Origin of the sequence: Sphingomonas adhaesiva (genome assembly GCF_002374855.1) — a bacterium.
Lineage (GTDB): Bacteria > Pseudomonadota > Alphaproteobacteria > Sphingomonadales > Sphingomonadaceae > Sphingomonas > Sphingomonas adhaesiva.
This window is the reverse complement of the sequence record NZ_NWVC01000002.1, coordinates 490,337-505,047: the sequence shown is the minus strand read 5'-3', so window position 1 is coordinate 505,047 and position 14,711 is coordinate 490,337. Positions and strand designations below refer to the sequence as shown.

The following is a 14,711-nucleotide window of genomic DNA, read 5'->3' as shown; positions in this document are numbered from 1 at the left end:
CGCTGTCGATGTTTTCGCGCAGAGGCGCAGAGGCGCAGAGATGGCACGCGTGGGTTTCGATCGCGCGGCAGCAACGGTCGTTCGGCAGCGTGGTGGCGGCGGAATGCCAGCCGCTGGCGCGGCCTCTCTGCGGCTCTGCGCCTCTGCGCGAACCACCCTTCTTCGCGTCTTCGCGCCTTCGCGTGAACCCTCCTTCCAGACGGCGACCTTCGCATGACCGACTTCCTGCTCGAACTTCGTTCCGAGGAGATCCCCGCCCGGATGCAGCCGAAGGCGCGCGAGGATCTGGCGCGGCTGTTCGCGGGTGAGCTGGCGAAGGCCGGGCTGACCGCGGCGGAGACGGTGACCTATGCCACGCCGCGGCGGCTGGCGTTGATCCTGCGCGGGCTGCCGGATGCGACCCAGGCGGTGAGCGAGGAAGTAAAGGGGCCGAAGGCGAGCGCCCCGCCGCAGGCGCTGGAGGGGTTTCTGCGCAAGACCGGCCTGACGCGCGACCAGCTGGTCGAGCGCGACGGCGTGCTGTTCGCCGTCAACGAACGCCCCGGCCGCGCCACGCCCGAGGTGCTGGCCGAGGCGATCCCGGCCGTGATCCGCGCCTTTCCCTGGCCCAAGTCGATGCGCTGGGGCGCGGCGTCGGCCTCGACCGAAAGCCTGCGCTGGGTGCGGCCGTTGCAGGGCATCGTCGCGCTGTTCGGCGAGGCGGTGGTGCCGGTGGAGGTCGCCGGGATCGCCAGCGGCGCGGCGACGGTGGGGCATCGCTTCCACCACCCCGACGCGGTGACGATCCGCTCGGCGGCGGACTATGTCGAGGCGCTGCGCGATGCGCACGTCATCGTCGACCAGAACGAGCGCGCGGCGATCATCGCCACCGGCGCGGCGATGGCCACCGCCAAGGCGGGGCTGACGCTGGTGCGCGACGAAGGGCTGCTGGCGGAGAATGCCGGGCTGACCGAATGGCCGGTGCCGCTGCTGGGGCGGTTCGACCCCGACTATCTGTCGGTTCCGCCCGAGGTGATCCAGCTGACCGCGCGGGTGAACCAGAAGTATTTCGTGTGCCGTGATGCCGACGGGAAGCTGGCCAACGCGTTCGTCTGTACCGCGAACATCGACGCCGACGACGGCGGCGCGAAGATCGTCGAGGGCAACCGCAAGGTGCTGGCGGCGCGGCTTGCCGATGCGCGCTTCTTCTACGACACCGACCTGAAGGTGCCGCTGGAGGAGCAGGCGACGAAGCTGGACCGGATCGTCTTTCACGAAAAGCTGGGCACGGTCGCCGACAAGGTGGAACGCGTCGCGAAGCTGGCGCGGTGGCTGGTGGAGGAGGGAATTATCCTCCCCGGTACGGGGAGGGGGACCAGCGCAGCTGGTGGAGGGGGTGCGCCACAGGCGCTGCTGCCCGCGGATGCCCCCCTCCACCACCAGCCTGCGGCTGGCGGTCCCCCTCCCCGTGCCGGGGAGGATAATGTCGCGCTACTGGCCGATCAGGCCGAGCGCGCGGCGCGGCTGGCGAAGGCCGACCTCGTCACCGGCATGGTCGGCGAATTCCCGGAATTGCAGGGGCTGATGGGCGGCTATTACGCCGCCGCGCAGGGCGAGGACGCGGCGGTCGCGAATGCGATCCGCGATCATTACAAGCCGGTCGGGCAGGGCGACGACGTGCCGACCGATCCGGTGACGGTGGCGGTGTCGCTGGCGGACAAGCTGGATACGATCGGCGCGTTCTTCGCGATCGGTGAAAGGCCAACAGGCTCAAAGGACCCGTTTGCTTTGCGCAGAGCTGCCCTTGGCGTCCTTTCTCTAACTCAGACGAACGGATTAAGGCTTTCTCTGATTGATCCTCTTGTTCAGGTGTCAACGGCCGCCTTGATCGGATTTATGACGCGGGGTGCTCAGAGTTCAGTAGCGTCCGCAGCTAGATCAATAGTGTCAATGCGAGAAGCAGGCGCAAAGGTTGACGGCGCGACCAGGGAAATTATCGACGCGATACGTCCAATGGTTCAAGAGGTTACCAAGGGGGCGAGTTCGCAGATTGCTGAAAATTTGATACTGACCCTCGACTTCTTCGCCGACCGCCTCAAGGTCCAGCAGCGCGAGGCCGGCGTTCGCCACGACCTGATCGACGCGGTCTTCGCGCTGGGCGGGGAGGACGACCTCGTCCGGCTGCTGGCGCGGGTCCATGCGTTGCAGGCGTTCGTCGCCACCGATGACGGCGCGAACCTGCTCGCCGGGTACAAGCGGGCGGCGAATATCCTGAAGAAGGAGGGTATGACGGCGGACGTCACCCCGGTGAAGGCTGGGGTCTCCGACGAGGGGGCGGGGCAGGAGCCGCGAGAGGCGCCGGCTTCCGCCGGGGCGACCTATGATCGCGAACCCGCCGAGGCGGCGCTGGTCGCCGCGCTCGACGCCGCCGAACCCGCCGCCGCGGACGCGGTCGCGCGTGAGGATTTCGCGGGGGCGATGGCGGCGCTGGCGACGCTGCGCGCGCCGATCGACGCCTTTTTCGATGCGGTGACGGTCAACGATGCCGATCCGGCGAAGCGCGCCGCGCGGCTCGCGCTGCTGGCGCGGGTGCGTGACGCGGTGCACGGCGTCGCCGATTTCTCGCGCATCGAGGGGTAGGCGCGCGTCCGCCGCCGGCGAAAGCCGGGCTGTCGCGCGGTGAGGCGAATCCATATTGCATTCCGGCGCGCAACGGTGTGTTGCGTTGCAACAACGACACGGATGCAAACGGCATCGGCACGGACAGGGACAGGAGACGAACGCATGGCGACGGCGGCTGGGGCAGCGACGGATACACGCTACGTCTATCGCTTCGGCGGCGGCGTGTCCGACGGCGGCAAGGGCGACAAGAACCTGCTGGGCGGCAAGGGCGCGAACCTGGCCGAAATGGCGTCGATCGACCTGCCGGTGCCGCCGGGCTTCACCATCTCCACCGCGATGTGCACCCGTTATTACGAGGAGGGGGAGGCGTTCCCCGACTCGCTGCGCGCCGAGGTCGCCAATGGCATCGCGCATATCGAGCAGGTGACCGGCAAGTCGTTCGGCGATGCCGCCGATCCGCTGCTGGTGTCGGTCCGTTCCGGTGCGCGCGTGTCGATGCCGGGGATGATGGACACCGTCCTCAACCTGGGCCTCAACGATGCGACGGTCGAGGGGCTGGCCGCGGCGAGCGGCGATGCGCGCTTCGCCTGGGACAGCTATCGCCGCTTCATCCAGATGTACGCCGACGTGGTGCTGGAACTGGACCATGGCGCGTTCGAGGAAGCGCTGGAAATCGCCAAGGAAGATCGCGGCTTCACGCTCGACACCGAATTGTCGGCGGACGACCTGCGCGCGCTGGTCGCCGAATACAAGAAGCTGGTCGAGGCGGAATGGGGCAAGCCGTTCCCGCAGGACGTGCACGACCAGTTGTGGGGCGCGGTCGGCGCGGTGTTCGGATCGTGGCAGTCGGAACGCGCCAAGGTCTATCGCCGGCTGAACGACATTCCCGGCGACTGGGGCACCGCGGTCAACGTGCAGGCGATGGTGTTCGGCAACATGGGCGACACGTCCGCGACGGGCGTCGCCTTCACGCGCGATCCGTCTAAGGGCGACCGCGCCTATTACGGCGAGTTCCTGATCAACGCGCAGGGCGAGGACGTGGTGGCGGGCATCCGCACCCCGCAATATCTGACCCGCGCCGCGCGCGAGGAAGCCGGCGCCAAGCCCGCGTCGATGGAAGAGGCGATGCCCGAGGTCTATGCCGAGCTGGCGGCGGTATTCGACCGGCTGGAAACGCATTACCGCGACATGCAGGACATCGAGTTCACCGTGGAGCGCGGCAAGCTGTGGATGCTGCAGACCCGGTCGGGTAAGCGCACCGCCAAGGCGGCGCTGAAGATCGCGGTCGACATGGCGAACGAAGGCCTCATCACCCGCGACGAGGCGATCGCGCGGGTCGAGCCGCAGGCGCTGGACCAGCTGCTCCACCCGACGCTGGACCCGAACGCGCATCGCGACGTCCTGACCAAGGGGCTGCCCGCGTCGCCCGGCGCAGCGAGCGGGGCGGCGGTGTTCGACGCCGATACCGCCGAACGCTGGGCCGCGGACGGCAAGGCGGTGATCCTGCTGCGCACCGAAACCAGCCCGGAGGACATCCACGGGATGCACGCGGCGAAGGGCATCCTGACCGCGCGCGGGGGCATGACCAGCCACGCCGCGGTCGTCGCGCGCGGCATGGGCCGCCCGTGCGTGTCGGGTGCGGGGACGCTGGCGATCGACGCGAAGGCGAAGGTCGCGCGCGTTTCGGGCCGCGAGGTGCGCGAGGGCGATACGCTGACCATCGACGGCAGCACCGGCGAGGTGATGATGGGCGAGGTCGCGACGATCCAGCCCGAACTGGCCGGCGATTTCGGCACGTTGATGGAATGGGCCGACGGGGTGCGCCGGCTGAAGGTGCGGGCCAACGCCGAAACCCCGCTCGACTGCCGCACCGCGCGTGATTTCGGCGCGGAGGGCGTCGGGCTGTGCCGTACCGAGCATATGTTCTTCGACGGCGCGCGCATCACCGCGGTGCGCCAGATGATCCTGGCCGAGGACGAGGCGGGGCGTCGCGCGGCGCTCGAAAAGCTGTTGCCCGAACAGCGCGCCGATTTCACCGCGATCTTCGAGGTGATGGCCGGCCTGCCGGTCACCGTCCGGCTGCTCGACCCGCCGCTGCACGAATTCCTGCCGCATGAGGAAAACGAGTTCGCCGAGGTGGCGAGCGCGGCGGGCGTCGGCGTCGAACAGCTCAAGCGCCGCGCCGCCGAACTGCACGAATTCAACCCGATGCTGGGCCATCGCGGCTGCCGGCTGGGCGTGACCTATCCCGAAATCTACGAGATGCAGGCACGCGCGATCTTCGAGGCGGCGATCGACGTCGCCGAGAAGAGCGGGGAGGCGCCGATCCCCGAAGTGATGATCCCGCTGGTCGCGACCAAGCGCGAACTGGACCTGATGAAGACGGTGGTCGACGCCGCCGCGCAGGCGGTGTTCGCCGAGCGCGGGCGAACGGTCGACTATCTGGTCGGCACGATGATCGAGCTGCCGCGCGCCGCGCTGAAGGCGGGCGAGATCGCCGAGACGGGCGAATTCTTCTCGTTCGGGACCAACGACCTGACGCAGACGACGCTGGGCGTCAGCCGCGACGATGCCGCGCGCTTCCTGGGCGTCTATGTCGAGAAGGGCATCTACGCCAAGGATCCGTTCGTCAGCCTGGACGTCGACGGCGTGGGCGAGCTGGTATCGCTGGCGGCGGAGCGCGGGCGCGCGACGCGGCCGGCGATCAAGCTGGGCATCTGCGGCGAGCATGGCGGCGACCCGGCGTCGATCGCCTTCTGCGAAAGCGTGGGGCTGGATTACGTGTCCGCCTCGCCCTACCGTGTGCCGATCGCACGGCTGGCCGCCGCACAGGCGGCGCTGAAGGCGAGGGGCTGAGCGGACGGGAGCGGCACGATGAAACCCTGGGCGCGATATCTGATCTGTATCGCGCTGGGGCTGATCGTCGGCGTCCTCTACGCCGCCTGGGTCGTGCGGGCCGGGACGTTGGGCTCCGGCACCGCGATCGGCGCGTGGCGCACCGGCACCGATTTCGGATCGCAGGACCAGAGCGCGCGCACCCGCGCGGTGGTGGCGCTGCGCGGGCTGCTGGCGCTGCCCGCGCGCGAGGCGCGTTATTACACCGCCGCCACGGATGACGCCGGCCGTCCGCTGGACGGGCGGTGCCGGTATCGCGTGACCGGCGGGGCGCTGCCGGCGCGGTGGTGGAGCCTGACGCTGTACGACGGCGCCGGCTATCTGGCCGGCGACGGCCCCTATTCGATCGGCAGCGCGTCGCTGTCCCCGGCGGAGCAGGAGCGGTGGACGGTGCTGATCGCGCCGACGCCGCAGCCGGGGCACTGGCTGCCGACCGCGAAGCTCGACCGGTTCGAACTGACGCTGCGCACCTATCTGCCCGCAGATGCGGGACGCACCAGCCCGGCGCGCGATCAATTGCCCTCGATCCGGAAGGAGGCCTGCGCATGATCCGCAACTGGCGCTGGCCGATCGTCGCGGGGCTGCTGGTCGCCGCGCTCGCCTATGTCGTGACGCTGCGCCGCGCGCCGACGATGCTGATGGCGGCGGCGGAACGGCGGCTGGAGAAACTGGGCGGGGTCAATCGCTTCGCGCACGCCCCGCTGGCGACCGCCGCGTCGCGCGCGGTGGTGCGGCCCAGCCCGGACCTGGCCTATTCCAGCTGCGTGTTCGATGCATCGAAAGCGCCCGTACTGGTCGATGTCGCCCCGGTGCCCGCGCGCTACTGGTCGCTGTCGGTGTTCGGCGCCAACACCGACGTCGCGTTCGTGCGCAACAATGTGGAGGCGGGCAACGCGCCGATCCGCGTCGCGCTGGTGATGCCGGGGCAGGCGGTGCCGGCTGGCTATACCGGCGTGCTGGTGCCCGGCGGGCATGGCGTGGCGCTGATCCGCATCCTGATCGACGACCGCGCGCGGTTTGCGCTGGTCGATCAGGCGCGGCGCGTGTCGACATGTGGGGTGGCGGCTGCGGGGTGAGCGGGGTGTGGGGGAGATGGGCTGATCGCGGCTAGAGCGGTTTCCGACCAGGTTGAACCACCGCCATCGCCCTGCGGGCGCCCGCTTCGCGGCGGGGCGCTGTCGATCCGTTGCGGCGTTGCTTGTCGGTCACGATGCCTTGGCATCGCTCCCTCCGCGCGCCTTGCACCGAAGCGACAACGCCTCCGTGCCGATAATTCAACCTGATCGCAAACCGCTCTAGTGCCTCGATCATAACGTTACGGCAGCATGGGGCGGCTGCGAAAGCTCTCATCGTCATGCCGGACCCTTCGGCTTCGCTCAGGAGAGCCTTGTTCCGGCATCCACCGCGCGGTTTACGCGCTGGCGGCTGGAGGTACGGAGCGGTGGACCCCGGAACAAGTCCGGGGTGACGGACTTTGCTGGAGCAGCGGTTCCGAATTCACGAAACTATCAGGCACGTGCGGGGCTGACGACTCGATCATCCGCGAGGGCGGATGATGGCGGGACGTTGATCCACCATCACGCCCGCACCACCCACGTTCAGATCACCGTGCGGTCGTCGCGATAGGCCGGCTCGGCGGCGGGGCGGGCGAGCGGGCGATCGTCGTGGACGATCCGCTCCTCGACGACCGGACGTTCCTGCACGACCGCGCGCTCCTCCGCCACCCGGCGTTCCTCGATCGCGGCATGCTCCTTCACCAGGCGGGCGTTGTCGCGTTCCAGTTCGGCGATCCGCTTCGTCGTGGCGGCATGGGCATCGCGTTCGGCGGCGTAGCGCGCCTTCCATTTCTTGCCGCCCGGATGGCTGGCGAGGCCGAAGAGCCAGCCGGCGACGAGTGCGATCGCCAGCGCGATATATTGCGTGGGGGTGGTGAACAGCATCGCTTCCTCCCTGTTACGCCGTCACAACGACAGGGGAGGAAGCGCGTTCCCGCGGACCTATTTGGGGCCGTTGTTGATGAAGCTGTCGTTGATCGAACAGGCCGCCGGACCCAGGATGACGACGAACAGCACCGGCAGGATGAACAGGATCAGCGGCACCGTCATGATCGCGGGCAGGCGCGCGGCCTTTTCCTCGGCGCGCATCATGCGTTCGTTGCGGAACTCCGCCGACAGCACGCGCAGCGCGCTGGCCAGCGGGGTGCCGTATTTCTCGGTCTGGATCATCGTCGTGACGACACCCTTCACCGCATCCAGATGGACGCGCGTGGCCAGGTTCTCGAACGCCTGGCGCCGGTCGGTCAGGAAGCCCAGCTCGATCGCGGTCAGCGCGAATTCCTCGCCCAGTTCGGGATAGGCCTTGCCCAGCTCCTTCGACACGCGGTGGAACGCCGCGTCGACGGTTAACCCCGCCTCCGCGCAGATCACCAGCAGGTCAAGCGCATCGGGCAGCCCCTTGCGGATTTCCGCGCTGCGCTTGTTGATGCGGTTGGTGAGGTACAGGTCGGGCGCCTTGTACGACAGGATCAGCGTCACCGCGACCAGCGCATAGCGCTTGATCGCGCTCCAGTCCGGAAAGGCATCGAGCAGGTAGACGTAGACGATCATCAGCCCGCCGAACACGATCGGCAGGATCAGCCGGCCGAAGATGACCGCGACCGCCCATTCCTTCTTGCGGATGCCGGCCTGCATCAGCTTGAGCTGTGCGACCTTGACCTGTTCGTCCTGCAGCACGCGCAGCGACGACAGGACATTGCGCAGCCGGTCGGTGGTGGCGTTCTGGCGCACCAGCTTCGCACGTCGCCTGCTGGTGGAGGCGGTGATGCCCGCCTTCAGCTGTTCACGCCGGTCGTTGAGCGCCTTGACCCGGCGCGTCATCGGATCGCGCACGCTGATCGCGGCGAAGATCGCGACGAACACCGCCGCCGCGGCGACCGCGGACAGCAGGGTGGCGAGCGTGACGGCGTCGAGGCCGAGCAGGATCGGGCGGGCGGCAGGTTCCATGGCTCAGATCTCGAAACTGATCATCTTGGACATGATGAACGCGCCCAGCGCCATCCAGCACATGCCCCCTCCGCCGATCACCATCAGGCGGATGTCGCTGAAAAAGCCCAGCATGTACGGCGGGTTGATCATGTAGATCAGCCCGAAGACGATGAACGGCAGCGACCCGATGATATAGGCCGACGCCTTCGATTCCGACGACATCGCCTTGATCTTCAGCTTCATCTGCGCGCGCTGGCGCAGCACGGTGGCCAGGTTCTGGAGCGTTTCGGCCAGGTTGCCGCCGGTTTCGCGCTGGATCGCGATGGTGATGCAGAAGAACTGGAATTCGGGCGTGCCCAGCCGGTCGGCGGTTTCCTGAAGCGCGACGTCCATCGAACGGCCGATCTTCATCTTGTCCGACACCGAACGGAATTCCTCACCCACCGGGCCGGGAACCTCGGCGGCGACGACCTGCATCGTCTCCGAGATCGGCAGGCCCGAACGAAGACCGCGCACCAGCAGCTCGATCGCGTCGGGGAACTTGGCGTTGAACTTGCCGATGCGCCCCTTGATGAGCTTGCCGATCACCATATGCGGGATGAACGCGCCCAGCGCGATCCCCAGGAACATCGCCAGCAGGAACGGTAGCCCGCGCAGCGACAGCAGCGCCGTCACCAGCACCGCCAGCCCCACCGTGGCGGAGGCATATTGGCCGACGGTCCAGCTCTTTCCGGTCATGTCGAGCCGCTTCTGAAGCTCCGCGGGCTTGGGGAAGAAGCGCATCGCCGCCAGGTCGGCGCGCGACGCGCTGCGCCCGGTGATGCGGCGCATCTGCGCCTCCATCGCGCTGGCCTGCGTCACGACATGGCGTTCGCGCACCGCCACCAGCCGGCGGGCGCTGGCCTTGTCCGATGACGGACCGGCGAAGGCGAGCACGACCAGCCCGACCGTCAGCAGCCCGCCGAGCGCAAGCAGCAGCAGGGAGATCATCGGTGTCATCGCCGCCAGGCTCCCCCGCGGGCCATCACTTGGCCTTCGCGCCCTTCTTGCCCACCAGCCCCTTCAGGCCCGCGAACTTGGACAGCAGCGATGCGCCCTTGGCGCTGCCGCCGCCGACGCCGTCGAACGCGCCGTCGTCGGTCATCGCGATCACCCGGTCGGCCACCTCGGCCAGCGGGGCGACGGTCTTGCTGCCCTTGCCCGCCTCGGCCAGCGGCTTGCCCAGCTTGGCGGCCTGCGCGGCCAGTTTCTGATCGAACGGGACCATCACGTCGATCTTGCGTTCGATCGACCCCTCGAAATCCTTGCGTGAGATTTCCAGCTGCGGCCCGGCGTGGACGCGGTTGGCCATCACCGTGACCTGCACCTGCGGCGCATGGGTGCGCAGCCACGACAGCAGCCGGATCGTGTCGCGTGCTGCCGCCAGCGTCAGTTCGGTGACCAGCACCACGGCGTTGATATCCGACAGCAGGTGCGGATGCTGGACCAGCATGCCCCGCGGCAGATCGACGACGGTGCATTCGAACGCGGCGCGCATCTCCTCCTGCAACTGGTAGAAGGCCGCGCCATCGGTGACGATCGGGGTGTTGATCGGCGCCTCGGCCGACAGCACCGACAGCTTTTCCGAAGCGCGCACCATCGCGCGTTCGATGAACAGTCCGTCGATGCGGCTGGGGTTCTCGATCGCGTCGGTCAGGCCGCGGCCAGGCTCCAGGTCCATCGCCAGCGCATCGGTACCGAAATGGACGTCGAGGTCGAGCAGCGCGGTCGAACGCTTGCCCTTTTCGCTCAGCAGCCAGCCGAGCGAGGTCGCCACCGTCGAGGCGCCCGCGCCGCCCCGCGTGCCGATCACCGCCACCGCGCAATGCGGACGGTCCAGCGACGCTTCGGCCAGCTTCGGCGCGCTGACGATCGCATGCGCCTGGGAGAAGGCGTCGCGCACCATGTCGGGGCTGAACGGCTTGAGCAGATAGTCCTGGATGCCGCTGGCGACCAGATCGCGGTACAGCCGCACGTCGTTGACCTGCCCGGCGGCGATGACGACCGTCCCCGGCTCGCACACTTCCGCCAGGCTGTTGATGTCGCCCAGCGGGTCGCCCGATTCGGCCAGGTCCACGAACAGCACCTGCGGGCTGGACGTGACCGACAGCGTCTGCACCGCATTGCGCAGCCCGCCCTTGTAGACATTGTCCGCCGGCCAGCCGAGTTCGGACGCGATCGGGCGCAGCAGCTCGACCGACGCATCGTCGCAGGCGAAGGCGAGGAACGGCGCGCGCGTGCCCGTGCCGCCCGGTTTCCAGGGTGCGTTCACTTGCTGCTTCCTCCCTGCGAGGTCGATTCCGAACGGAGCGTGGTGCCGCCGCCGCCGGTCGGCTGCGCGGCGCGCAGCGTGGTGATGGCGCGCGTGCCCATCTGCGTGTCGTAGACGCCGCTGCCGGCGTTGCCGCGCACCAGATCGGCGGGATTGGCGACCATCGCGGCCAGATTGCCGTTGACCGCGCAGCCATAGTCGGTGGTGTTGTCGTGCTGGAACGCCGGTTCCAGATTGCGGCGCAGGTCGTTGCAGCTGGGCACCGAGGCGCGCGTGCGGCTGACGACGACGCGAACCGTGCCCGGCGCGACCGGCGCGCCGGTGACCGGCGCATCGGCGGTCAGCAGCAGGCCGTAGCGGGCCGCGGCGGCGGCGATCGCGCCATGCGCTGGTGCGCCCGCGCCATTGGGATCGTCGATCGCGACGCTGTCGCCATAACCGAGCCGCAACGCGTCGAGCCAGCCGTACAGCCGCTGCGTTTCCGCGGGCGACAGGCCGTCGTCGCCGCCGGTCTGTACGTCGAAGACGTAATCGGTGCGCGTGACGACCGGCTGGTTGACCGATTCGACCCCGCGGTTGACCGGGCCGCACGCCGCCATCGGCAGCGCGGCGCCGGCAAGGGCGACGAAAAGGATCGGGCGCTTCAACATGATGGGATCCCTTTCAGCTCAGTTGACCGAGAAGCCGGGCGCGGCCGCGGCGGGCCGGCGATCGGCCGGCTTGGCCGCCTTGCGATCGACGGCGGCGGGCGTCCCGGTATCGAGGTTGGGGACCGGCAGGACGGGCACGTCGCCCGCCGCGCCGATCGCCGGCGCGGCGCCGGTGCCGGCGGGGGCCACCTGCATCACCGGCTTGGGCCGGCCAAGCCCGCGCTGCCCTTCGTCCACCGACCCCAGCAACAGGCGTTCCATGTCGCCCGGCGCGCGATAGCCGTCGGTCGGCAGGCGGATGTCGTTGCCGTTGACCGGCTTCACCAGATACGGGGTGATGACGATCACCAGTTCGGTTTCGTTGTGCTGGAACGCGTTCGACCGGAACAGCGCGCCCAGCACCGGGACGCTGCCCAGCCCCGGCGTCTTGTCGAAATTGTTGTTGTGCATGTTCTGCATCAGGCCGGCGATCATGAAGCTTTGCCCCGATCCCAGCTCGACCGTCGTTTCGGCGCGCCGCGTCGTCAGCGCCGGCACGCGCCCGCCGCTGATCGTGATCGCATTGGCGTAATCGAGCTGCGACACCTCCGGCCGGACGCGCAGCGAGATGCGGCCATCGGACAGCACCGTCGGCGTATAGGCCAGGCTGACGCCGAACTGCTTGTATTCGACCGAGGTGGTGCCCAGCGCCTGCGCCAGCGGGATCGGGATTTCGCCGCCCGCCAGGAAGGTGCCGGTTTCACCCGACAGCGCGGTCAGGTTCGGGTTGGCGAGCGTCGTCACCTGACCCATCGTCTCGCCCGCGTCGATCGCGCCGAGCAGGTCGAGGCCCAGCAGCTTGCCTGCCAGCGCGAAGGTCGAGTTTTCCGACCCCTTGGTCACCTGCGATCCGTTCGGCGGCGCCTGCGTGAAGCCGACCCCCAGCGGCCCGCCGGGGACGTATTGCGTCGCGGCGCCGCGCCCGCGGGTGACGCCGAACTGAAACCCGCCGGTGCCGTCGACCGACTGGAGGTTGGCGCCGATGTTCTTGAGGAACGTGCGGCTGACCTCGGCGAACTTCACCTGCAGATTGACCTGCAGCGGCGTCGCGGTGCGCAGGCGGTTGACCACCATCACCTTCAACGCGGCGTTGGGCTGGGTCGCGTCGACGCCGGGGTTGAGCGCGCTGGTCACCAGCCGCTGCGCCTGCGCGCTGTCGTCGGGGGAGGCGACGGTGCCGTTCAGCACCGCGATCTGCCCGACCTGCGTCACATGGATGTCGGCCTCCGGCATCGCGGCCTTCATCATGCGATCCAGCGAGGTCGAATTCTGCGACACGCGGATCGTCGCGGCATAGGCGACGTTGCCGGCCTTGTCGGTCGCGAACAGCGTCGATTCGCCGAAGCCCTTGCCGAACAGATGGATCTGGCGCGGGTTGGCGACATAGACGTCGGCGACGTCGGGGTTCGACGTCCACACGTCGACCACGCTGGCGGGCAGGGTGATCAGTTCGCCCTCGCCGATCGACAGCCACTTTTCGACCGCCGGCTTGGTGACGCCGGGCGGCGGCGGGCCGACGCGCGCGGCGCGGCCGGTGCCGTTGTGGCGCACCGCGGGCGCGGCGCCGGCGGTGGCGGCGGGCAGGATCGCACCGACGGTCATCGCGGCGAGCGCGATGCCATGGGCAAGCGGGCTGGTGACACGCATCTTAATTCTTCCCCCCGACCGGAACCTCGGTCACGCTGTTGCCGCGGGTGACGCGGACGACCGGCCCCACGATGGGTGCGCCCGGCACGCCGCTGCCCGGACCGGCGGTGCCGGTGACCGCCGTGCCGGCGGCCGGGGCCACCAGCGACGGGACCGAGCGGCGCTGGAACCGCGACACGTCGGCGCCGACGACATAGGTGGCGTTGCCGGCCTGCGGCGTGTTCGCCAGCTTGTCGATCATCGCCTTTTCGGCGCGCGGATCCTTGCCGTCGCCGACGCTGGCGGCCCCCGATGCGATCGCCTGTTCGAGTTCGGACGCATTGTCCGCGATCGAGCGCAGCGACAGCGACAGCGTGCCGATGGTCTGCGCGACCGCGATCTGTTCGGCGATGCGCGGCGTCGCCTCGACCGTGACGGTCGAGAAGGTGCGCACGACGGTATTGCCCTGATCGTCCTTGTCGTCGCTGGTCCGCTGATCGGTGGCCAGAACGCGCAGGTTGCGCACGACCGTCTCGCTGGTCTTCAGCGCGGGGCCGTCGTTGGCGCTGACCGACTGGGTCAGGATCAGGTCGATATGGTCGCCCGGAAACACGAAGCCCGCGACCGACGTCTGCGCCGACACCGGCACCGTCACTGCGCGCATCCCCGGGCCGAGCGCGGCGGCCAGGAAGCCGCGGTCGCCCGGCTTGACCAGCTGGCCCTGCGTCACCGGCTGTCCGGCGGTCACCGGCAGGCGCACGACGGTGCCGATCAGCTTCGACAGATCGGTGCCCTCCCGCTTGAAATAGGCGTTCTCGACCAGATCCTTGGGCCACGGCTGGAACTTCAGCGCGGTCGCATCCAGGATCGTGCCGACCGGCAGCGCGCGGGTGGCGACCAGCACCTCCGGCCCGTCGATGACCACCGGCGCGGCGGCCGCGGCCTCCGGCGCGGCGGCGCCCGCCACCAGCGAACGCGCGGCGAACGCGGTCACCGCGGCCACCAGCAACGCCCCCAGCAGCATCATCACCTTGCGACTGTCCATCTGATCCTTGTCCCTCGGGTTCGCGCCAGGTCGTTGAAAGATTTCAGGCGATTATTGGGTAAACTGGTTAAGAAGCGGTTCGCGAAACATCAGCAGCCCGGCCACCGCGATGGCCACGCCATAGGGGACCTCGACCGGCCCCTCGCGCGGGCGCCAGCGTCGTTCGATCATGAACACGATCGTCAGCGCGCCGCCCGCCAGCGACATCATCAGCAGCATGTCGAGCAGCCGGAACGGCGCCAGCCACAGCGCCAGTGCGCCGATCAGCTTCACATCGCCCCCGCCCATCTGGCCGATCGCGAAGGCGCCGACGAACAAGGCGAACACGAACGCGGCGACGCCCAGCTGGATCGCCATGCCGGGCCATGGGTCCAGCCCGATCGCCACCCACCACAATGGCGCCATCAGCGCGATCGCGGCGTTCTTCCAGTTGGCGATCTCCCGCGTGCGCGCATCCTGGATCCCCGCCGACAGCAGCAGCAGCGCCATGATCGCGGGCAACGCCCAGGAAAGAATGTTCCATCCCATGCGACGACCGCTAGACGACAGGGTTTGAGAAA

General features: G+C 69.0%; 12 protein-coding genes. 4 read left to right on the top strand and 8 right to left on the bottom strand.

Annotation, left to right across the window (positions count from 1 at the left end):
• The first annotated feature begins 213 nt into the window (after positions 1–213).
• The 4 genes from glyS (at position 214) to COA07_RS06900 (ending at position 6,572) form a co-directional block, all read left to right on the top strand.
• Positions 214–2,619 carry a glycine--tRNA ligase subunit beta gene (gene glyS, locus COA07_RS06915; protein WP_096640665.1) on the top strand — a complete coding sequence of 802 codons (2,406 nt, stop codon included), beginning with the start codon at positions 214–216 and terminating at the stop codon, positions 2,617–2,619.
• 144 nt (positions 2,620–2,763) lie between these two features.
• Positions 2,764–5,457 carry a pyruvate, phosphate dikinase gene (gene ppdK, locus COA07_RS06910; protein ID WP_066711427.1) on the top strand — a complete coding sequence of 898 codons (2,694 nt, stop codon included), beginning with the start codon at positions 2,764–2,766 and terminating at the stop codon, positions 5,455–5,457.
• 18 nt (positions 5,458–5,475) lie between these two features.
• On the top strand, positions 5,476–6,045 hold the full coding sequence (locus COA07_RS06905) for a DUF1214 domain-containing protein (protein ID WP_066711428.1): 570 nt from the start codon (positions 5,476–5,478) through the stop codon (positions 6,043–6,045).
• The gene (locus COA07_RS06900) at positions 6,042–6,572 is read left to right on the top strand and encodes a DUF1254 domain-containing protein (protein ID WP_066711429.1); all 531 of its coding nucleotides are present in this window, start codon (positions 6,042–6,044) and stop codon (positions 6,570–6,572) included. Before COA07_RS06905 ends, COA07_RS06900 begins: the two co-directional genes overlap by 4 nt.
• A gap of 522 nt (positions 6,573–7,094) precedes the next feature.
• Here COA07_RS06900 and COA07_RS18560 read toward each other — a convergent pair.
• The 8 genes from COA07_RS18560 to COA07_RS06860 are packed head-to-tail and all read right to left on the bottom strand — an operon-like array spanning position 7,095 to position 14,679.
• Positions 7,095–7,436: a hypothetical protein gene (locus COA07_RS18560; protein WP_066711430.1), complete on the bottom strand. Its 342-nt coding sequence runs from the start codon at positions 7,434–7,436 to the stop codon at positions 7,095–7,097.
• A gap of 57 nt (positions 7,437–7,493) precedes the next feature.
• Complete coding sequence (locus tag COA07_RS06890) at positions 7,494–8,498, bottom strand: type II secretion system F family protein (protein ID WP_066711431.1); 1,005 nt, start codon at positions 8,496–8,498, stop codon at positions 7,494–7,496.
• Positions 8,499–8,501: 3 nt separating this feature from the next.
• A complete protein-coding gene (locus COA07_RS06885; RefSeq protein ID WP_066711432.1) occupies positions 8,502–9,470 on the bottom strand; it encodes a type II secretion system F family protein in 969 nt (322 codons plus the stop codon).
• Between the two features lie 34 nt (positions 9,471–9,504).
• Positions 9,505–10,791 carry a CpaE/TadZ family protein gene (locus COA07_RS06880; RefSeq protein WP_066711433.1) on the bottom strand — a complete coding sequence of 429 codons (1,287 nt, stop codon included), beginning with the start codon at positions 10,789–10,791 and terminating at the stop codon, positions 9,505–9,507.
• Positions 10,788–11,441, bottom strand: a complete 654-nt coding sequence (locus COA07_RS06875; protein ID WP_066711434.1) for a CpaD family pilus assembly protein — start codon at positions 11,439–11,441, stop codon at positions 10,788–10,790. Before COA07_RS06875 ends, COA07_RS06880 begins: the two co-directional genes overlap by 4 nt.
• An 18-nt stretch (positions 11,442–11,459) precedes the next feature.
• Positions 11,460–13,127 carry a type II and III secretion system protein family protein gene (locus COA07_RS06870; protein WP_096640663.1) on the bottom strand — a complete coding sequence of 556 codons (1,668 nt, stop codon included), beginning with the start codon at positions 13,125–13,127 and terminating at the stop codon, positions 11,460–11,462.
• A 1-nt stretch (position 13,128) separates the two neighbouring features.
• Positions 13,129–14,151 (bottom strand): Flp pilus assembly protein CpaB, encoded by a 1,023-nt coding sequence (gene cpaB / locus COA07_RS06865; RefSeq protein WP_096640661.1) that lies wholly within the window; start codon positions 14,149–14,151, stop codon positions 13,129–13,131.
• 51 nt (positions 14,152–14,202) lie between these two features.
• Positions 14,203–14,679, bottom strand: a complete 477-nt coding sequence (locus tag COA07_RS06860) for an A24 family peptidase (protein ID WP_066714024.1) — start codon at positions 14,677–14,679, stop codon at positions 14,203–14,205.
• Positions 14,680–14,711: the final 32 nt, after the last annotated feature.